The organism is Streptomyces sp. NBC_00005, assembly GCF_045160215.1.
In the GTDB taxonomy this organism is placed as follows: Bacteria; Actinomycetota; Actinomycetes; order Streptomycetales; family Streptomycetaceae; genus Streptomyces.
This window is the reverse complement of the sequence record NZ_CP108316.1, coordinates 6,199,099-6,215,519: the sequence shown is the minus strand read 5'-3', so window position 1 is coordinate 6,215,519 and position 16,421 is coordinate 6,199,099. Positions and strand designations below refer to the sequence as shown.

14 protein-coding genes and 1 tRNA gene are annotated in these 16,421 nt (G+C 70.1%); 6 read left to right on the top strand and 9 right to left on the bottom strand.

The genetic code is table 11. From position 1 onward, the window contains the following. Window positions 1–276: 276 nt before the first annotated feature. On the bottom strand, window positions 277–1,809 hold the full coding sequence (locus OG303_RS28630) for an MFS transporter (protein ID WP_405871909.1): 1,533 nt from the start codon (window positions 1,807–1,809) through the stop codon (window positions 277–279). Between the two features lie 96 nt (window positions 1,810–1,905). Here OG303_RS28630 and OG303_RS28625 point away from each other — a divergent pair, with 96 nt between their 5' ends. Continuing rightward, window positions 1,906–2,871: a helix-turn-helix transcriptional regulator gene (locus OG303_RS28625; RefSeq protein ID WP_405871908.1), complete on the top strand. Its 966-nt coding sequence runs from the start codon at window positions 1,906–1,908 to the stop codon at window positions 2,869–2,871. A 30-nt stretch (window positions 2,872–2,901) separates the two neighbouring features. Here OG303_RS28625 and OG303_RS28620 read toward each other — a convergent pair whose 3' ends face one another. Further along, complete coding sequence (locus tag OG303_RS28620; protein ID WP_405877524.1) at window positions 2,902–3,549, bottom strand: TetR/AcrR family transcriptional regulator; 648 nt, start codon at window positions 3,547–3,549, stop codon at window positions 2,902–2,904. A 517-nt stretch (window positions 3,550–4,066) separates the two neighbouring features. Continuing rightward, window positions 4,067–5,065 carry an RNA polymerase sigma factor RpoD/SigA gene (locus OG303_RS28615; protein WP_405871907.1) on the bottom strand — a complete coding sequence of 333 codons (999 nt, stop codon included), beginning with the start codon at window positions 5,063–5,065 and terminating at the stop codon, window positions 4,067–4,069. Between the two features lie 203 nt (window positions 5,066–5,268). Here OG303_RS28615 and OG303_RS28610 point away from each other — a divergent pair, with 203 nt between their 5' ends. Beyond that, window positions 5,269–5,787 (top strand): GNAT family N-acetyltransferase, encoded by a 519-nt coding sequence (locus OG303_RS28610; RefSeq protein ID WP_405871905.1) that lies wholly within the window; start codon window positions 5,269–5,271, stop codon window positions 5,785–5,787. Window positions 5,788–5,846: 59 nt separating this feature from the next. Here the strand turns inward: OG303_RS28610 and OG303_RS28605 are convergent, their stop codons facing one another. Further along, window positions 5,847–6,638, bottom strand: a complete 792-nt coding sequence (locus OG303_RS28605; protein ID WP_405871903.1) for a dioxygenase — start codon at window positions 6,636–6,638, stop codon at window positions 5,847–5,849. 98 nt (window positions 6,639–6,736) lie between these two features. On the opposite strand from OG303_RS28605, the gene OG303_RS28600 reads away from it, so the two are divergent. Next, a complete protein-coding gene (locus OG303_RS28600) occupies window positions 6,737–7,264 on the top strand; it encodes a MarR family winged helix-turn-helix transcriptional regulator (RefSeq protein WP_405871902.1) in 528 nt (175 codons plus the stop codon). A gap of 107 nt (window positions 7,265–7,371) precedes the next feature. On the opposite strand, the gene OG303_RS28595 is transcribed toward OG303_RS28600, so the two are convergent. Next, a complete protein-coding gene (locus OG303_RS28595; protein WP_405871901.1) occupies window positions 7,372–8,913 on the bottom strand; it encodes an MFS transporter in 1,542 nt (513 codons plus the stop codon). A gap of 182 nt (window positions 8,914–9,095) precedes the next feature. Continuing rightward, window positions 9,096–9,740: a TetR/AcrR family transcriptional regulator gene (locus tag OG303_RS28590; protein ID WP_405877522.1), complete on the bottom strand. Its 645-nt coding sequence runs from the start codon at window positions 9,738–9,740 to the stop codon at window positions 9,096–9,098. Window positions 9,741–10,076: 336 nt separating this feature from the next. On the opposite strand from OG303_RS28590, the gene OG303_RS28585 reads away from it, so the two are divergent. From OG303_RS28585 to OG303_RS28575, 3 genes are all read left to right on the top strand, one after another. Then, the gene (locus OG303_RS28585; RefSeq protein ID WP_405871900.1) at window positions 10,077–11,354 is read left to right on the top strand and encodes a M6 family metalloprotease domain-containing protein; all 1,278 of its coding nucleotides are present in this window, start codon (window positions 10,077–10,079) and stop codon (window positions 11,352–11,354) included. Between the two features lie 329 nt (window positions 11,355–11,683). After that, entirely contained in the window at window positions 11,684–13,396 is a 1,713-nt protein-coding gene (locus OG303_RS28580) for an IclR family transcriptional regulator C-terminal domain-containing protein (RefSeq protein ID WP_405871898.1), read from the top strand. Window positions 13,397–13,524: 128 nt separating this feature from the next. Next, window positions 13,525–13,600: transfer RNA gene (locus OG303_RS28575), tRNA-Arg, on the top strand. A gap of 68 nt (window positions 13,601–13,668) precedes the next feature. Here OG303_RS28575 and OG303_RS28570 read toward each other — a convergent pair. The 3 genes from OG303_RS28570 to OG303_RS28560 are packed head-to-tail and all read right to left on the bottom strand — an operon-like array spanning window position 13,669 to window position 16,311. After that, window positions 13,669–14,823: a tyrosine-type recombinase/integrase gene (locus OG303_RS28570; RefSeq protein ID WP_405871897.1), complete on the bottom strand. Its 1,155-nt coding sequence runs from the start codon at window positions 14,821–14,823 to the stop codon at window positions 13,669–13,671. After that, the gene (locus OG303_RS28565; RefSeq protein ID WP_405871896.1) at window positions 14,823–15,005 is read right to left on the bottom strand and encodes a helix-turn-helix domain-containing protein; all 183 of its coding nucleotides are present in this window, start codon (window positions 15,003–15,005) and stop codon (window positions 14,823–14,825) included. The genes OG303_RS28570 and OG303_RS28565 overlap by 1 nt, the downstream gene beginning before the upstream one ends. Next, window positions 14,998–16,311, bottom strand: a complete 1,314-nt coding sequence (locus tag OG303_RS28560) for a replication initiator (protein WP_405877520.1) — start codon at window positions 16,309–16,311, stop codon at window positions 14,998–15,000. The genes OG303_RS28565 and OG303_RS28560 overlap by 8 nt, the downstream gene beginning before the upstream one ends. Window positions 16,312–16,421: the final 110 nt, after the last annotated feature.

The following is a 16,421-nucleotide window of genomic DNA, read 5'->3' as shown; positions in this document are numbered from 1 at the left end:
TTCGCCTCCGACCAGTGCCCGAACTTGTGGTTTCAATCGGGAGGCTACGCCCGGATTTCCGAAAAGTAAACGGGTTCGGACACGAGACAGACACAAACGGGCATCTCTAAGGAACGGGAGGGCACGCCCGGGAGAACGCGAGGGGCCTCCGACCCAAGTCGGAGGCCCCTCGCACCAGTCGGGAGAGACCTGGCACCGGTCGGGAGAGAGCTGGCGCCGGTCGGAAGTGTCAGCGAACCTGGAGAAGCATTCCGACATCTCCCTGAAGTTCCCTGTTCACCCCACCAGCTCGGGCTCTCCCTCACGCGTGGGCGCACCGCCGGCGCCCTCGGCGTGCTCGCCCTCCGGCTGCGCCCCGCCCTCGGCCTGCTGTCCCGGCCGCTTCGGCAGGGCGAACATCAGCAGGAAGATGACGCCCATGACCGCGGCGACCCAACCCAGCGCGTGCTGGAAGGCGTTGACGAAGGCCGGCCCCACCTGGGCCCGCGTCAGCCGGTCGCCGATCTCGCCGAAGAACACCACCGACACCAGACCGAGGCCCAACGCGTTGCCCATCTGCTGCACGGTGTTGATGAGTCCGGAGGCCGACCCCGCGTGCTCGCGCGGCACGTCCGACAGCACCGCGTCCGTCAGCGGGGCGACGATGAGGCCCATGCCGATTCCCATCACGACGAGCGGCAGCGCCATCTGCCAGGAGGCGACCGCCATGCCGTACCGGTCGGCCTCCCAGATGTAGAGCAGGACGCCCGCGGCCATGAGCAGCGCGCCGGTCTGGAGCACCCGGCGCCCGCCGAAGCGCGGCACCAGCTTCTGCACCGACATTCCGGCCGCCGTCGAGACGGCGATCGAGAACGGCACGCCGGTCAGCCCCGCCCGCAGCGGGCTCCAGCCCAGGCCGGTCTGCATGTACAGCGTCCACACCAGGAAGAACACCCCGAGCGCGACCCCGAAGACGGTCTGTACGGCGATACCGGCCGCGAAGCTCTTCACGCGGAACAGGGAGAGTTCGACCAGCGGCGAGCCGTCCCGCGCGGCCTTCCGCCTCTCGTACGCCACCAGCGCCGCGAAGACGACGAGCGCGCCGCCCATCGAGAGGTACCCCCACAGCGGCCAGCCCAGCTCGCGGCCGCGGGTCAGGGGGTAGAGCAGCATCGTCAGGCCGAGGATGACCAGGGCGACTCCGACCAGGTCGAGCTTCAGCGCGCGCGGGGCCTTCGACTCGGTGATGAAGCGGCTGCCCAGGATCAGGCCCGCGATGCCGACCGGCAGGTTGATGAGGAAGATGGGCCGCCATTCGAGGCCGAACAGGTTCCACTCCGTCAGCAGCGCGCCGAGCAGCGGCCCGGAGACCGCCCCCAGCCCGACGATCGCGCCGAACAGCCCGAAGACCTTCCCTCGTTCCTCCGCCGGGAAGGTGGCGTGCACGATCGACAGGACCTGCGGCACCATCATCGCCGCCATACCGCCCTGCAGAATGCGGGAGGCGACCAGCATCTCCGGGTTCGCGGCGAAACCGCACAGCGCCGACGCGAGCGTGAAGCCGCCGATGCCGATGAGGAACAGCCGCTTGCGGCCGTGGATGTCACCGAGCCGCCCGCCGGTGATCAGGCCGGCGGCGAACGCGAGGGCGTAGCCGGCGGTGATCCACTGGATCTGGCTGACGGACGCGCCTGCGTCCCGCTGGATCGACGGGATCGCGATGTTGACGATCGTGACGTCGACGAGGTCCATGAAGGCCGCGGTCATCACGATGGCGAGGGCGAACCAACGCCTGCGGTCGGTCGTACTGGTCGTCTCGGTGAAGGTCATACCTAGAAGTTAGAGGCCCATTAGGCCAGATCGTGTCCTACTTCTCCGGCATCCTCGGACTCATGACAACGGAGAACTCATGACGGCGGTGAACTCATGACGACGGACACCCCGGCCCGGCTCCTGACGCTCCTCTCCCTCCTCCAGACGCCCCGCGAATGGCCCGGCGGCGAGCTCGCCGACCGGCTCGGGGTGTCCCGGCGCACGGTGCGGCGCGACATCGACCGGCTGCGCGAACTGGGCTACCCCGTGCAGGCCACCCTGGGCTCCGAGGGCGGCTACCGCCTGGTCGCGGGCAAGGCGATGCCGCCGCTCGTGCTCGACGACGAGGAGGCGGTGGCGATCGCGGTCGGGCTGCGGGCGGGCGCCGGGCACGCCCTCGAAGGCGTGGACGAGGCGTCCGTACGGGCCCTCGCCAAGCTGGAACAGGTGCTGCCCTCGCGCCTGCGCCACCGCGTTTCCACACTCCAGGCCGCGACCACGCCGCTGACGAGCGGGGACGGGGCGAGCATCGCACCCGAGACGCTGACCGTCATGGCGTCCACGGTGGCCGGACACGAGCGGCTGCGGTTCGCCTACCGCGCCGGGGACGGAACCGAGTCACGGCGCCTGACCGAGCCGTATCGACTCGTCTCGACCGGTCGCCGCTGGTACCTCGTCGCCTACGACCTCGATCGCACCGACTGGCGCACCTTCCGCGTCGACCGGGTGAGCGAGCCCTTCGCGACCGGCGCACGGTTCGCCCCGCGGGAACTGCCGACGGGGAGCGCGGCCGAGTATCTGCGCCGTTCCATGCAGCGGCATCAGGAGTCGTACGACTTCGACGTCACGTTCGGCGCCCCCGCGGACGCCGTCGCGGTCAAGGTCCCGTCCTGGCTGGGCGTACCGGAACCCCTCGACGCGGAAACCTGCCGCCTGCGCGGACGCACCGGCGACGCGGTGGAGTGGCTGGCGGCCCGACTGGCCCTGCTGGGCTTCGACTTCACGGTGCGGGAGCCGACGGAACTGGTGGAGTGCGTACGGGAGTTGGGCGGGAGGTTGTCGCGAGCGGCCGGCGGGTGACAGCCGCGCCCGCGGCCGAACGGCCACAGCTCACGCCCCCAGCAGATCCGTCCACGGAAATTCTCGTAGCGCCGCCAGGTTCCCCAGTGCCAGGGCGGCCGGCCCCTGCGCCCCGCCGGCCGGCGCCGTGCCCGCCGCCCAGCTCTCGACCGCCGCGCGCACGGCAGCACTGGCGACGGCGGCAGCGAACCGCGGCGCGGACGAGTTCCCGAGACCGGCGGTGGCCCCCATGCCAACGTTGTCGGCACCGTCCGCACCGTCGACATCGCCGGCACCGCCCGCGCCCCGCCCCGCCAGTACCTCCGCCAGCCTCCCCTCCGACGTGTGGCACACCTCCGCATACACCTTCCCCAGCGCGGGGCTGGTGTCGGTCATGCGGATCAGCGTGCGGACCAGTTCCCAGGAGGCCGCGGAGACTCCGGCGCCCGGCGTCAGGGTGTGGCGTGCCGCGTGTTCCAGGGCCTGCGGGAGGGACAGGTCGGCCGGGGCCGCGGCGACCGCATCCGCCCAGCGCTGGGCGCCCGCCGCGTAGAGGGGCGCGACGGCCTCCTCCTTCGTGGCGAAGTAGCGGTAGAAGGTGCGTGGGGCGATCCCGGCGTCCTGGGCGATGTCCTCGGCGCGGGTGGCGCGAAGACCCCGTGTCACGAAGAGTCCCGCGGCCGCGCGGGCGATCTCCATACGGGTCGCCGCCTTGCGTCGCTCTGTGAGGGAGGGCGGCGCCGTCGGGGCGGAAGCACGGGGTTTCGATGCGGGGGTGGGGCTGCTCACACCCTGCAGGCTATGCCCATGTGGCACAATCTGCCATCCGGCGGGCCACCCCGGGGTTCAGGTCCGGGGTGCCCCGCCCACCAGCATGCCCGGCGCCGGAACAGGCAGCCGAACGGGCGGCACGAAGAGCGCGCGCAGCGCACGCAGAGCGAGAAAAGAGCCGGGCCCCGGCGCCCGGGGGGAGGGACACCGAAGCCCGACTCAGGAAGTCCCGGCGCCGGGGGGGATGTGCGTCGGGACTTGGTTCAAGGGGGTGGGGCAGGGCCGAACTCCTGTGCCCTGAAGTCTTTTTCCCCATGGGTCCGGCACTTGAAGCGGCGTTACATCGCCATGTTTGCGCGGTCTTCCGCCACCCGGCGTGCGCGGCGGCAGGCGACGTACGCCGCCCGGCGCTCGCCGAGTGACGCACGTGCCCCCTTCGATGCCGTTACGCCGCTGCCTCGAAGCCCGTGTCGCGTGCCAGCTTCTTCAGCTCGAGCAGCGCGTGCTTCTCGATCTGCCGAATCCGCTCGCGCGTCAGGCCGTGCTCCTTGCCGACCTCCGTCAGCGTGCGCTCGCGGCCGTCGTCGATGCCGTAGCGCATCTTGATGATGGATGCCGTGCGCGGGTCGAGGCGGCCGATGAGGTGGTCGAGTTCCTCGCTGCGCAGCAGGGTCAGGACGGACTGCTCGGGAGAGACCGCCGAGGTGTCCTCGAGCAGGTCGCCGAACTGGGTGTCGCCGTCGTCGTCCACCGACATGTTCAGGGAGACCGGGTCGCGGGCCCAGTCCAGGACGTCGACCACGCGGTCGGCGTTCGAACCGAGCTCGGCGGCGATCTCCGCGGGCTCCGGGTCACGGCCGTGCTCGCGGTTGAACTCGCGCTGCACACGGCGGATCCGGCCCAGCTCCTCCACCAGGTGCACGGGCAGACGGATGGTGCGCGACTGGTCCGCTATGGAGCGGGTGATGGCCTGACGGATCCACCAGGTCGCGTATGTCGAGAACTTGAAGCCCTTGGCGTAGTCGAACTTCTCGACCGCGCGCACCAGGCCGGCATTGCCCTCCTGGATCAGGTCCAGGAGAGGGAGGCCGCTACGGGGGTAGCGCCGCGCCACGGCCACGACCAGGCGGAGGTTGGAACGGATGAAGATGTCCTTCGCCCGCTCGCCGTCGGCCACCAGGGCCTCGAGCTCCTCGCGGGAGGCCTCGGCCTTGGACTCCTCGTCCCCCTCCAGGACCTGCCGCGCGAACACACCCGCCTCGATGATCTGTGACAGCTCGACCTCCTTGGCGGCGTCGAGCAGCGGTGTGCGCGCGATCTCGTCGAGGTACATGCCGACCAGGTCACGGTCGGCGATCTCGCCGGCGCGGGCGCGAACACTGCTTGCCCTGTCGGCCGTCTCGCCAGAGGCGGACTTACGACGGGCGACGGCACGGGTTGCCATGCGTGCTCCCTTGCGATGGTGGGCTGGCGGGTGGTCTTTCAGACGCCGGGTACTCGCCTGCGAGTACCCGAGTACCACTGAGCACCCTTGTCGGGTGCCCTGCTTCTGAAGGAAACAACGACTGGAATCCGGACAGAATTCCCAACCCGCCCCCCGATTTTTCTGATCATGCAGTACCCTGTGCGGCCACAGGAGGAGGCCTGATGCCGTCGAAACGTACAGAGGTGCAGGTCAGGCCGGGAGTCGAGGGAGACCTCGATGCCCTCACCGACATCTACAACCACTATGTACGTGAGACGCCCATCACATTCGATACCGCCGTCTTCACCTCGGAAGAGCGGCTTCCTTGGCTGCTCTCCCACCCTGAAGACGGCCCGCACCGGCTGATGGTTGCCACGGATACGGACACACAGGAGATTCTGGGCTACGCCACATCCAGCCCTTATCGCGCGAAACCCGCCTACGACACCTCGGTCGAGGTCACGGTGTACGTCGCCCCGCACGCGGGCCGCCGCGGCATCGGCACACTCCTGTACAAGGCGCTCTTCGAGGCCCTGGCGGACGAGGACCTGCACCGCGCGTACGCGGGCATCGCCCAGCCCAACGAAGCGTCCACGCGGCTGCACGAACGCTTCGGGTTCCGGCACGTCGGCACCTACCGGGAAGTGGGCCGCAAGTTCGGGCGGTACTGGGACGTGGCCTGGTACGAGAGGGGCCTGTAGCCCCAGCCGGTCCCCGGTCCCCGGCCCCAGTCCTGGCCCTGGCCCTGGTCCCGGTGCCGTCAGCCGAACTGCACCGACCGCTTCGCCATCCCCATCCAGAAGCCGTCGATCACGGACTTCTGCGCGTCCAGCTCGCCGGTCACCTCCGCCGCGCCCATGGTCACGAACAGCGGGGCGAAGTGCTCGGTGCGCGGGTGGGCGTAGCGCCCGGCCGGGGCCTTGCGCAGGAAGTCGAGCAGCCCGTCCCAGTCGCGGGACTCCAGCGCCCGCCTCCCCCAGTCGTCGAACTCCGACGACCAGCTCGGCACTCCGGAGCCGGCATGCCGCAGGGCGGCCAGGTTGTGGGTGAAGAAGCCGGAGCCGACGATCAGGACGCCCTCGTCGCGCAGCGGCGCCAGCTTGCGGCCGATCTCCATCAGCTTCACCGGGTCGAGGGTCGGCATGGAGATCTGCAGGACCGGGATGTCGGCGGCCGGGAACATCTCGACGAGCGGGACGTAGGCGCCGTGGTCGAGGCCGCGGTCCGGGATGTCCTGCACGGGGATGCCGGGGGCGCGCAGCAACTTCCGTACGGACTCGGCCAGTTCGGGCGCGCCCGGAGCCTCGTACGTCACCCGGTAGTAATGCTCGGGGAAGCCCCAGAAGTCGTAGACGAGCGGGATCGTGCGCACCGCGCCCAGGGCGAGCGGGGCCTCCTCCCAGTGGGCGGAGACCATGAGGATCGCCTTGGGGCGCGGCAGGTCGGCGGACCAGGCGGCGAGTTCGCCGGGCCAGATCGGGTCGTCCGCGAGCGGCGGGGCTCCGTGGCTGAGATAGAGGGCGGGCATGCGCTCCTCGGTGGCGGCGGACATGACGTTCACTCCCAAATGCTTGAACTCTCAAACTACCCACTTCAGAGAATACGCCCCATTTGTTTAATCTTCAAGAAGCGCTCTCGTACGATGGATACATGAACACGGCATCCACATCCGCTGCAGACGCGGCACCCGCTGCAGAACTCCGCTGGCTCACCGACGACGAGCAGCACATCTGGCGTTCCTACGTACACGCCACCACGCTCCTCGACGACCACCTCGACCGCCAGCTCCAGCGGGACGCGGGCATGCCGCACATCTACTACGGCCTGCTCGTCGCCCTCGCCGAGGCGCCGCGGCGCCGGCTGCGGATGACGGAACTGGCGATGAAGTCGAAGATCACCCGTTCCCGCCTCTCGCACGCGATCGCCCGGTTGGAGAAGAACGGCTGGGTTCGCCGCGAGGACTGTCCCTCCGACAAACGGGGCCAGTTCGCGGTGCTGACCGACCAGGGCGCCGAGACGCTGGGGCGGGCCGCGCCGGGCCATGTGACGGCCGTACGGCAGGCGGTGTTCGACCGGCTGACCCCGCAACAGCAGAAAGCCCTCGGCGAGATCATGCAGATCGTCGCCGAGGGCCTGCAGCCCAGCGATGCGGGTGCAGACCTGCCCTGGCTCCGCTGAGCCGCTCGCTCAGGGGGCCGGGGCAGGTCCTGGGGGTCGTACGTAGGAGGCGTCCCCTTCCTCCTACGCACGGGTGGTTCCGAAGGGGTACGACCGGACGGTCGCCGTCAGTGGGCGACCACCGGCACCGGCACCTCGTCCTCGACGCCCTCACCGGAACCGGTCACGACACCGGTGTCCGGGCGGCCGGCGTTGACGAGGGCCACGACGATCACAGCGGCGAGCACCAGCATGCCGGCGGCGAACCAGATCGCGTTGGTGTAGCCGTGCACCTGCCCCTCCAGCTGGACCAACTGCTGCTGCGTCTTGGAGGCCGCACCGCCGATGTGGTCCTTGATGTACGCGGTCGTCGCGGACGCGGCGATCGTGTTCAGCAGGGCCGTACCGATCGCGCCGCCCACCTGCTGCGAGGTGTTGACCATCGCGGAGGCGACACCCGCGTCACGCGGCTCGACACCCAGGGTGGCCAGGGACATGGCAGGCATGAACGCCGTACCCATGCCGAGACCGAGCAGCACCATCGCCGGCAGGATGATCGAGGCGTACGACGAGCCGATCTCCAGCTGGGTCATCAGGAGCATGCCGACCGAGGCGACCAGGAAGCCGGGGCCCATCAGCGCCCGGGCCGGGACCCGGGTCATCAGCCGGGCGCCGATCTGGGTGGAACCGATCATCATGCCGGCGATCATCGGCAGGAAGGCGAAGCCGGTCTTGATCGGCGAGAAGCCCTGCACGACCTGCAGGTAGTAGGTGAGGAACAGGAACGTGCCGAACATCGCGATGATGGCGATGCCGAGCGAGAGGTAGATGCCGCCGCGGTTGCGGTCGGTGATCACGCGCAGCGGCAGCAGCGGGGCCTTGACCTTGGCCTCGGTGACGACGAACGAGATCAGCAGGACCGCCGACGCGACGAACAGGCCGACCGTCATGGAGTCGCCCCAGCCGTCGGACTCGGCGCGGGTGAAGCCGTAGACGAGCGAGACCAGGCCGAGGGTGGACAGGAGCACGCCGGGGATGTCGAGCGGGTTGCGGTTGCGGCCGCCCTCCGGCTCACGGATGACGAAGTACGCGCCCAGCGCGGCCACGATGGCGAACGGGATGTTCACGAAGAACGTCCAGCGCCAGTCCAGGTACTCGGTGAGCACGCCACCGAGGATGAAGCCGACGGCGCCACCGCCACCGGCGATCGCACCGTAGATGCCGAACGCCTTGGCGCGCTCCTTGGCGTCCGTGAACATCACGGCGAGCAGGGAGAGCGCGGCCGGGGCGAGCAGGGCACCGAAGACACCCTGCAGGGCGCGGGCACCGAACATCATGGCGCCGGTGGTCGCCGCGCCACCGAGCGCGGAGGCGGCGGCGAAGCCGACGAGGCCTATGACGAAGGCGCGCTTACGGCCCCACAGGTCGGCGATCCGGCCGCCGAACAGGAGCAGACCGCCGAAGGCGAGGGCATAGGCCGTGACGACCCACTGCCGGTTGCCGTCGGAGATGCCCAGGTCGGTCTGGGCGGACGGCAGCGCGATGTTCACGATGGTCGCGTCCAGCACGACCATCAGCTGGGCGAGCGCGATGAAGACGAGCGCTTTCCAGCGGTTGGCGTCGCCGCTCTTCTCGACGGCGCCTGGAGCCTTTGAGGCTGTTTCAGACATGGGGATACCCACTTCGGGACTTCGTGACGGAAAAAAGGTGTCGTAAGGGGACGGCTCGCCGGCTCGCCCACCGTGACGGCCGGTACGTCGGTGTGTGGCCGGTCATTCTGTGTGCGCCGGTAGGTCGGTGTGCCGGTGAGTCAGTGTGTGTACTGACTGGATCGAGGTGCTGAACTAATCGGTCAGGGCCGGCGCAGATCCTCCACGGTCACGGGCGTGCCCGGCAGGACCGAGCGGGCCGGGGCCCGCAGTCCGTCCAGGAACAGCTGCAGATGGCGGTGTACGAAGCGGTCGTTGACGATGCAGTCGGTACCGGCCGGGGGCCGGCTGAGCTGGGCCACGACGATCATCAGGTCGCCGACGCCGACATCGGGGCGGAGCTGACCGGCCGCCTTGGCGCGGTCCATGACCCCCTCGACGATCTGCTCCACGCGCTCGCGCGCCGCTTCCAGGTCGGGGTGGTGCTGGTCGAAGGTGCTGGCGACCATCGGGCACAGCGCGCTGATCCGTTCGTCGGCGGCGGCGTGCACGAAGCGCTCCAGCGCCTCGAAGGCATCCCCGGTCTCCGCGAGCGCGAGCTCGGCCGCCTCGGACGTACGGTCCATGACGGAGCAGACGACCTCGCGGACGAGTGCGTCGCGGTCGGGGAAGTGGCGGTACACCGTGGCGTTGCCGACGCCGGCCCGGCGGGCGATCTCGTCGAGCGGCACATCGGCGCCGTACTCGGTGAACATCTCCCGGGCGGCGGCGACGATCCGCTCCCGGTTGCGCAGTGCGTCGGCACGCGGCCGGGTCACCCTGCGCTGCACGGGATTCGCGGTCGTCACGGTCGGCACGGCGTACTCCTCGGGCCAGTGGTTTGTGCGATCCGGGGACGCAATCCCCGTTTCGTTCGGACGCATGGTTAAACGGGGAGAGGTTCCCCGGTTATTTCCCTGATCCGAAGAGAATTCCTGTGACCTGAGTCACATGCCTCTTGGAGGTGCGTTGGGGGTGCCTCGGGCCATCTCCAGAGGGCGTCTCACAGCGCACCCCTTCGCGCCCCTCCGATCGAGAAACCCACGTTCGGGCTCTTCCAGCGCGCGCCCCCGCATCCCCCGACCCAGGGTGATCGAAAGGGCGCAGCCCGAGACCGGCGGCTGCCATGGACGAAGGACCCGTGCATGCCGCTCTGCCGTCGCATACGCCCGCGTCGCGTGGCCGCCCTCGCCTCCGTCACCGCCCTGACCCTCGCGGTCAGCACCTCGGCCGGCACCGGGCACCTCACGGCGGGCACCCCGGCGGCCGGGGCGGGTCCGATCGCACTGGCCCGCAACACCGCGCTCGGCCCCTGCATGATCAGGGGCGGCCGCGCCATCCAGCTGTCGGAGGGCGTCCCGACCAGCGTCGGCTACGCCCGCTCCACGGGCACCGTCCGCGCCCTGACCCTGATGGTCGACTTCTCCGACGCCCCCGGCCGGGGCAACGCGCTCGACCGCTTCCACGAGTTCTTCCCCAAGACCCAGCAGTGGTTCCGCACCGCCTCCTACGGCCGCCTGGACTACCGCCCCGAAACCCCCATCGCGCACTGGCTGCGCATGCCGAAGCCCTTCAAGGCGTACGGCATAGAACGCGGCGCCCCCTTCGACTCCGGCTACCGCGACCTCGTCCAGGACATCGTCAGCGCCGCCGACCCCGAGGTGGACTTCCGGACGTACGACTTCCTGAACGTCCTGGTGACGCCGAACGCCGGCCCGTCCGCCCTGGACACGGTCCTGTCGGTGACCTTCGCCGGCAACACGGAAGCACCGGTCGCCGACGGCGTCCCGGTCTCCAACGCGTCCTTCGTCTACTCCCGCCAGGACGACGGCTCCGGCTCCTACGACAAGACCGGCTACCGGGTGCTGCCGCACGAGAACGGCCACGTCTTCGGCCTGCCCGACCTCTACACCCAGGAGGGCGGGGGCGCGGTCGGGCACTGGGACATCATGAGCGAGGACTGGGGGGCCAACAACGACCTGCTCGGCTGGCACAAGTGGAAGCTCGGCTGGCTGGACACGTCCCAGGTCAGCTGCGCGTCGACGCACGGCACGACTCAGTACAAGCTGACGCCGCTGGAGCGCGCGGGCGGCCCGAAGATGGTCTTCGTACCACTCGGCGGCCGGACCGGCTACGCCGTCGAAGTGCGCACCCGCGAGGGCAACGACGAGGCCGTCTGCCGGCCGGGCGTGCTGATCTACAAGGTCGACGCGGACGTGGACACCGGCATGGGACCGGTGACGGTGTACGACTCCCACCGCGACAGCGGCGGCTGCACCCGCAGCCCCAACGTCCACGCGGAACTCTCGGACGCCACCTTCACCCCCGGCGAGGTCTTCAAGGACCCGAAGAAGGGGATCCGAGTCACGGTGGCTGCGGGCAGCCCGGCCGGGAACTACCGGGTGCAGGTCACTCGGGGGTGAGCGGCCCGGGCGGGAAATGCCGGGTGCGGGTCACTCGGGGGGTGAGCAGCCGGGCGGGAATTACCGGGTGCGGGTGACTCAGCGGTGAGCAGGTGGGGGTGGGAGTGATCGGGGGGAGCCATGGTGGGAGTGGGCTGGGGTGAGTGGGCGGGATTGGGCGGGGGGCTCGAAGGCGCTAGGGGGTGGGGGTGGCAGGCGGGAGTGGACGGGGTGCGAAGGCGCGCGTGGACGGGGCGAGAGGGCGCGACGGGATGAGGGGCGGGCGGGAGTGAAGGGGGCAGGTCCGCGCATTACGGTAGGCGTGCCCCGACCGCCGTACCGGAGACCCGATGCCCGCGAAGCCCACGATGGACGCCGACGAGCCCGCGACGGACGCCGCCGAGCCCACGCTGGACGCCGCCGCCGCTTCTCCCGCCGTACCGGCCGAGGCGGTGGCGCCGCTCATCCGTGGAGTCGCTGTACTGCAGCGGCTGACCGAGGCGGGCGGGACGCTGAGCCCGAGCGGCCTCGAACGCACCACGGGCCTCGCCCGCTCCACGGTCGACCGGATCACCGCAACCCTCGCCCGCATGGGATACGTCCGCCTGGACGGCCGGGACGTCGTACTGGCTCCCCGCCTGATGGAACTGGGCAACGCCTACCTCGCCGCCCTGCGCCTGCCCGCGCTGCTGGACGCGCGCGCCGACGCCCTCGCCGACGAACTGGACGAGTCGGTGTCGCTGGCGGTCGCCGACGGCGACGGCATCCGCTTCATCCACCAGGCCACCCGCCGCCGCGCGATGTCCCTGAGCTTCCGCATCGGCGACCTGCTGCCGGCCGAACGCACCGCGCCGGGCTCGCTGTTCGCGACGGAGTGGACGAAGGACGAGTGGCGGGCCTGGCGGGAGCACAGGACGGCGGACCCGGACGGGATCGACTTCCCGGCAGTACCACCACGCCAACACCCGCGAGTGGACGAGGACTTCGAGCACCGATCCGCTCAATCAGCCGTGGACGGCTGGGCGTTGGACGACCAACTGATCGAACCGGGCCTGGTCGCCGTCTCCGTGCCCGTACGGGACCCCCGTACCGGCCGTATCGCCTGCGCGGCGAGCGTGGTGAGCCACACCAGCAGGCACACGGCGGCCGACCTGCGCGACACCCTGCTCCCCCGCCTGCGGGCAGCGGTACGGGCGATGGAGGACGACCTGCGCGAGGTACCGGCCGCGCAGCCGGCCGCCGCACCCTCCGGGCTCGCGACCTGGACCGGCGCCTCCAAGCAGGAACTGGGCAGGGAGTTCGTCGAATCCCTGGCCCGCGGCCTGACGGTACTGACGGCCTTCGGCGAGGGCCGCGCCGAACTGACCCTCACAGAGGTCGCGAAGACGACGGGACTGGCAAGGGCGACGGCACGCAGGGCACTGATCACATACGAACACCTCGGGCTGGTACAGGCGCAGGACCGCGTATTCGCATTGACACCGCAGGTCCTGTCCCTGGGCTTCCCACCCCTGTCCCAGACGTCGCTCCCCGAGATCGCGTCCCCCCACATGGCCGAACTGGCCCACCGGGTCCATGAGTCGACCTCCCTGGCCGTCCTGTCGGGCCCCGACATCCAGTACACGGCGCGGGCCGCCACGAGCCGCATCATGAGCGTGAACATCACGGTGGGCACACGCCTGCCGGCGTACGCGACGTCGATGGGCCGCGTACTCCTGGCAGACCTCCCCCCAGCAGACCGCCACCTCCCCCACCCCCTACGCCCCCTCACCCCCCACACCCTGACCGACACCGAGTCCCTCACCCGCCTCCTGAACGACGTACGGGCCCAGGGCCACGCCCTGGTCGACGAGGAACTCGAGGAGGGCCTGCGCTCGATCGCAGTCCCGATCCGCGACCACACGGGCCGGGTGATCGCGGCCCTGAACGTAGCCATGCACGCGGCCCGCCACACGGTCGAGGAATGCGAGCAGGACATCCTGCCCGCGCTACGGGCCACGGCAGGCCGCATCGAGGGGGATCTGCATGTGGCGGGGCGCTTTACGCGGGTGACGGTGTCCTGACGGGCCGGTGTCCCGGTGCGGTGACCTGCCGGTGCCGGGACCTGCCGGTGCCCTGACCGCCACACCCTCACGAAACAGATCCGGTACGCTGACGCCTGTGGCCCTCGCGGCTACAGCTCCGCCTTCGCGCCTTCGTAGCTCAGGGGATAGAGCACCGCTCTCCTAAAGCGGGTGTCGCAGGTTCGAATCCTGCCGGGGGCACCAGGCAAAAGGCCACCTACCAATCTTGGTAGGTGGCCTTTGACATCTACTTCTGACATCAACGAGGGCGGTCACTGACGACCGGGACGCCTCTTCCGGAGGAGCCGGTCCATGTGGCTCATGGCCTCGCGCTGGGTGTCCTGGACGACGTGGGTGTAGACGTCCATGGTGATGCTGATCTGGGAGTGCCCGAGGATCTCCATCACGACCCGGGGCGCGACTCCGGCCGCCGTGAGGAGGGTCGCGGTGCCGTGGCGAGCATCGTGGAGCCGGATGACCCGGATGCCGGCGGACTCGGCGACGCGGGTGAAGGAGCGGTAGACGTTCCGGGGCTCGACCGGGCGGCCGGTGCGGGTGGTGAAGACGTAGTCCGACTCCTGCCACCTCTCCCCCGCCTTGGCCCGGGTGTCCGCCTGCCGCATGCGGTGCCAGCGCAGGGGTGCGATGCAGAGGGCTGGCAGCGGGACGGCTCGACGACGGCGACTCTTCGGATCGTCGTCGTAGAGGACGCCACGGCGGCGCTGGATCTGCTGGCGGACGTAGAGCACGCGGCCGTCGAGGTCGATGTCTGACCAGCGGAGGCCGATGATCTCTCCTCGGCGCAGGCCCATCGCGATGGCGAGCACGAAGGCCGCGTAGAGCGGGTCCTTGCGGGAGGCGGTCAGGAAGTCGAGCGTCTCGTCGAGGGTCCAGGGCTTGAGCTCCCGATTGTCGGTACGGGGCGGCTCGACGAGCTTGGCGACGTTGCGCGTGATCAGTTCCTCTCGGCAGGCGGAGGACAGCGCCGAGCGCAGAACTCGGTGCGATTCCTTGGCAGTTGCTGCGGTGGTGTCCTTCTCCAGGCGGACGAGGAAGCGGCGTACGTCGGCGACGCCTAGAGCTTCGAGCCGCTTGGCGCCGAGCAGGGGCACCAGGTAGAGCCGGACGTGCGTCTCGTACTTGTCGTACGTGCTGAGCTTGCGCCGGGGCTTGATGACGTTGTCCAGCCAGTACGGCAACCACTCGGCGAGCTTGGCGGAGCGAGTGGGCACGGGCACTCCTTGGTCGACCTTGGCGAGCAGTTCACGGCGCTTGGCATCGCACTCCGCCCAGGTCTTGCCGTAGGCGAACTTGCGGGCGCGGGTGCCGTCCGGCTGGAGCACGTAGACGGCGCACTGAAAGCGGCCGTCTTTGCGCTTGGTGATCGTTCCGGCGCCGTTGGGGTTCCGCTTGCGTTGCTGGGCCATCAGGCGGCCGCCTCCAGTTCGTTGGTGATGTAGTCGCGCAGAGCCCGAGCCGGAATGCGCCGGCATCGGCCGATGGTGAGGGAGGGGAGCCGACGGGAGCGGATCAAGTCGTAGACCGTCGATCGGCCGAGCTTCAGTCGAGTCATGACGTCGGGCACGGTCAGCAGCTCCTCTTCATGCACCGGTGGGCTCTCCTTCCGTTCCGGGGGCGGGTTCGAGGGATGCGGCAAGCCAGGCTTCGGCGGAGGACAGACCGGTTCCGGCGAAGACCCAGTGCGCGAGGACGTACGTCGTGTCGGTCTCGGGGCCGTTTGCTGCCATGGCTTGGGCGCGGCGCCATTCGGCGCGGGCGTCGCGGAGGGCGCCGAGGGTGGTGGAGTAGCGGCGGGACTTCGTGGAGAAGTGACCGCGGAAGCCGAGCATGTGAGCCCAGGCACGTAGGCGGAGGTGTTCGAGTTCCTTCCGGGCGCCGAGGGTCCATGCGGTGCGGATCAGACGGCGGGCGTGGTCTCTGATGTCGAGTTGGGCGAGTTCGGCGACGAACTTCAGCGGGCGATCGAGAGCACCCGTGGCGGTTTCGGCGCCCTTGGTGGCGTACTTGGCGATGTAGGCGGCGACGGCGCGTTCGGTGAGCTCTTGGCCGTCGTTGAAGTCGGCGGATCGGATGGTGCGGACGTCGAGTTGGCGGCCGAAGGTGAAGGCGTGCGTACGGCCGTCGATGACCGGGCCGTCCACGCGAACCTTGGCCGTTGCAGCGCCGATGGCGTCGGTGAGCAGATCGGCAGTGGCCCAGGGCGGAGGCGGGGTGTCGCCGCCGCCCGGTCCGTCGAGGCGGATGACGGCGTGGAAGTGGACGGCGCCGCGCTTCTGGTACTCGGCGACTTTGGCGAAGGAGACGCGGGCGTGGTCGCGGAACCTGCGCTGGGAGAGGCCTGCGCTCTTGGCGACCTCTCGGCGCAGGTAGGTCGAGAAGCGGCGCCAGAGCAGTCCGGCGTGCGCGTTCCAGAGAACGGCGGCTTCGTAGTCGTAGGTGTCCGGGTTGAGCGGGGTGCCGAGTGCGTCGTCGTCCTGGTCGTGGGTGACGCCGCAGCGGCACGGGCGGACCGTTCCGGCCGGGCCGGTGGGGCGGTTGTGGACCGGGCCGAAGCTGGGTGCGGTGAAGGTGGCGAAGACGCGCGGGTGGACGGCGACGTGTTCCGGGGTGCCCTTGCCGCCGCGCAGGCCCGAGGTGATCAGCTGGAAGGTGTCGCGGCGGTAGACCTCGGCGCAGGCCGGGCAGCGAGTGGTGCGGCGGTTGTTGCAGCGGACGAGGAGTTGGCCGGCCGGGAGGCTGGTGGAGTTGAGGTGATGGAGGACGGCGCCGATTTCGCCGGTCGTGGTGTCGACGTCGTACTCGGTGCGGTGGCCGTCGAGGCGGATCGGGTTGGTGCAGCCGCCGAGGGTGGAGAGCTGGCGGAGGATACCCGGGAGCGTGCCCTGCGAGGCCAGGTTCGCGAGTTCCGGGAGTGGGGCCGGAGTGGTGCGGGTGAAGATGGCGTTTCTCCTTCAGGCTGGCTCGGTCGGGAGGAAAAGGCCCCGGGGCGGCGTCTGCTTGGTCG

What these genes read in the sequence shown, in the direction of transcription:
- OG303_RS28585 (WP_405871900.1), top strand. Translation starts at nt 10,077, where the DNA reads ATGCCGCTCTGCCGTCGCATACGCCCGCGTCGCGTGGCCGCCCTCGCC.
- OG303_RS28570 (WP_405871897.1), bottom strand. Translation starts at nt 14,823, where the DNA reads ATGGCCCAGCAACGCAAGCGGAACCCCAACGGCGCCGGAACGATCACC.
- OG303_RS28595 (WP_405871901.1), bottom strand. Translation starts at nt 8,913, where the DNA reads ATGTCTGAAACAGCCTCAAAGGCTCCAGGCGCCGTCGAGAAGAGCGGC.
- OG303_RS28605 (WP_405871903.1), bottom strand. Translation starts at nt 6,638, where the DNA reads ATGTCCGCCGCCACCGAGGAGCGCATGCCCGCCCTCTATCTCAGCCAC.
- OG303_RS28630 (WP_405871909.1), bottom strand. Translation starts at nt 1,809, where the DNA reads ATGACCTTCACCGAGACGACCAGTACGACCGACCGCAGGCGTTGGTTC.
- OG303_RS28600 (WP_405871902.1), top strand. Translation starts at nt 6,737, where the DNA reads ATGAACACGGCATCCACATCCGCTGCAGACGCGGCACCCGCTGCAGAA.
- OG303_RS28625 (WP_405871908.1), top strand. Translation starts at nt 1,906, where the DNA reads ATGACGACGGACACCCCGGCCCGGCTCCTGACGCTCCTCTCCCTCCTC.
- OG303_RS28620 (WP_405877524.1), bottom strand. Translation starts at nt 3,549, where the DNA reads ATGGAGATCGCCCGCGCGGCCGCGGGACTCTTCGTGACACGGGGTCTT.
- OG303_RS28580 (WP_405871898.1), top strand. Translation starts at nt 11,684, where the DNA reads ATGCCCGCGAAGCCCACGATGGACGCCGACGAGCCCGCGACGGACGCC.
- OG303_RS28610 (WP_405871905.1), top strand. Translation starts at nt 5,269, where the DNA reads ATGCCGTCGAAACGTACAGAGGTGCAGGTCAGGCCGGGAGTCGAGGGA.
- OG303_RS28615 (WP_405871907.1), bottom strand. Translation starts at nt 5,065, where the DNA reads ATGGCAACCCGTGCCGTCGCCCGTCGTAAGTCCGCCTCTGGCGAGACG.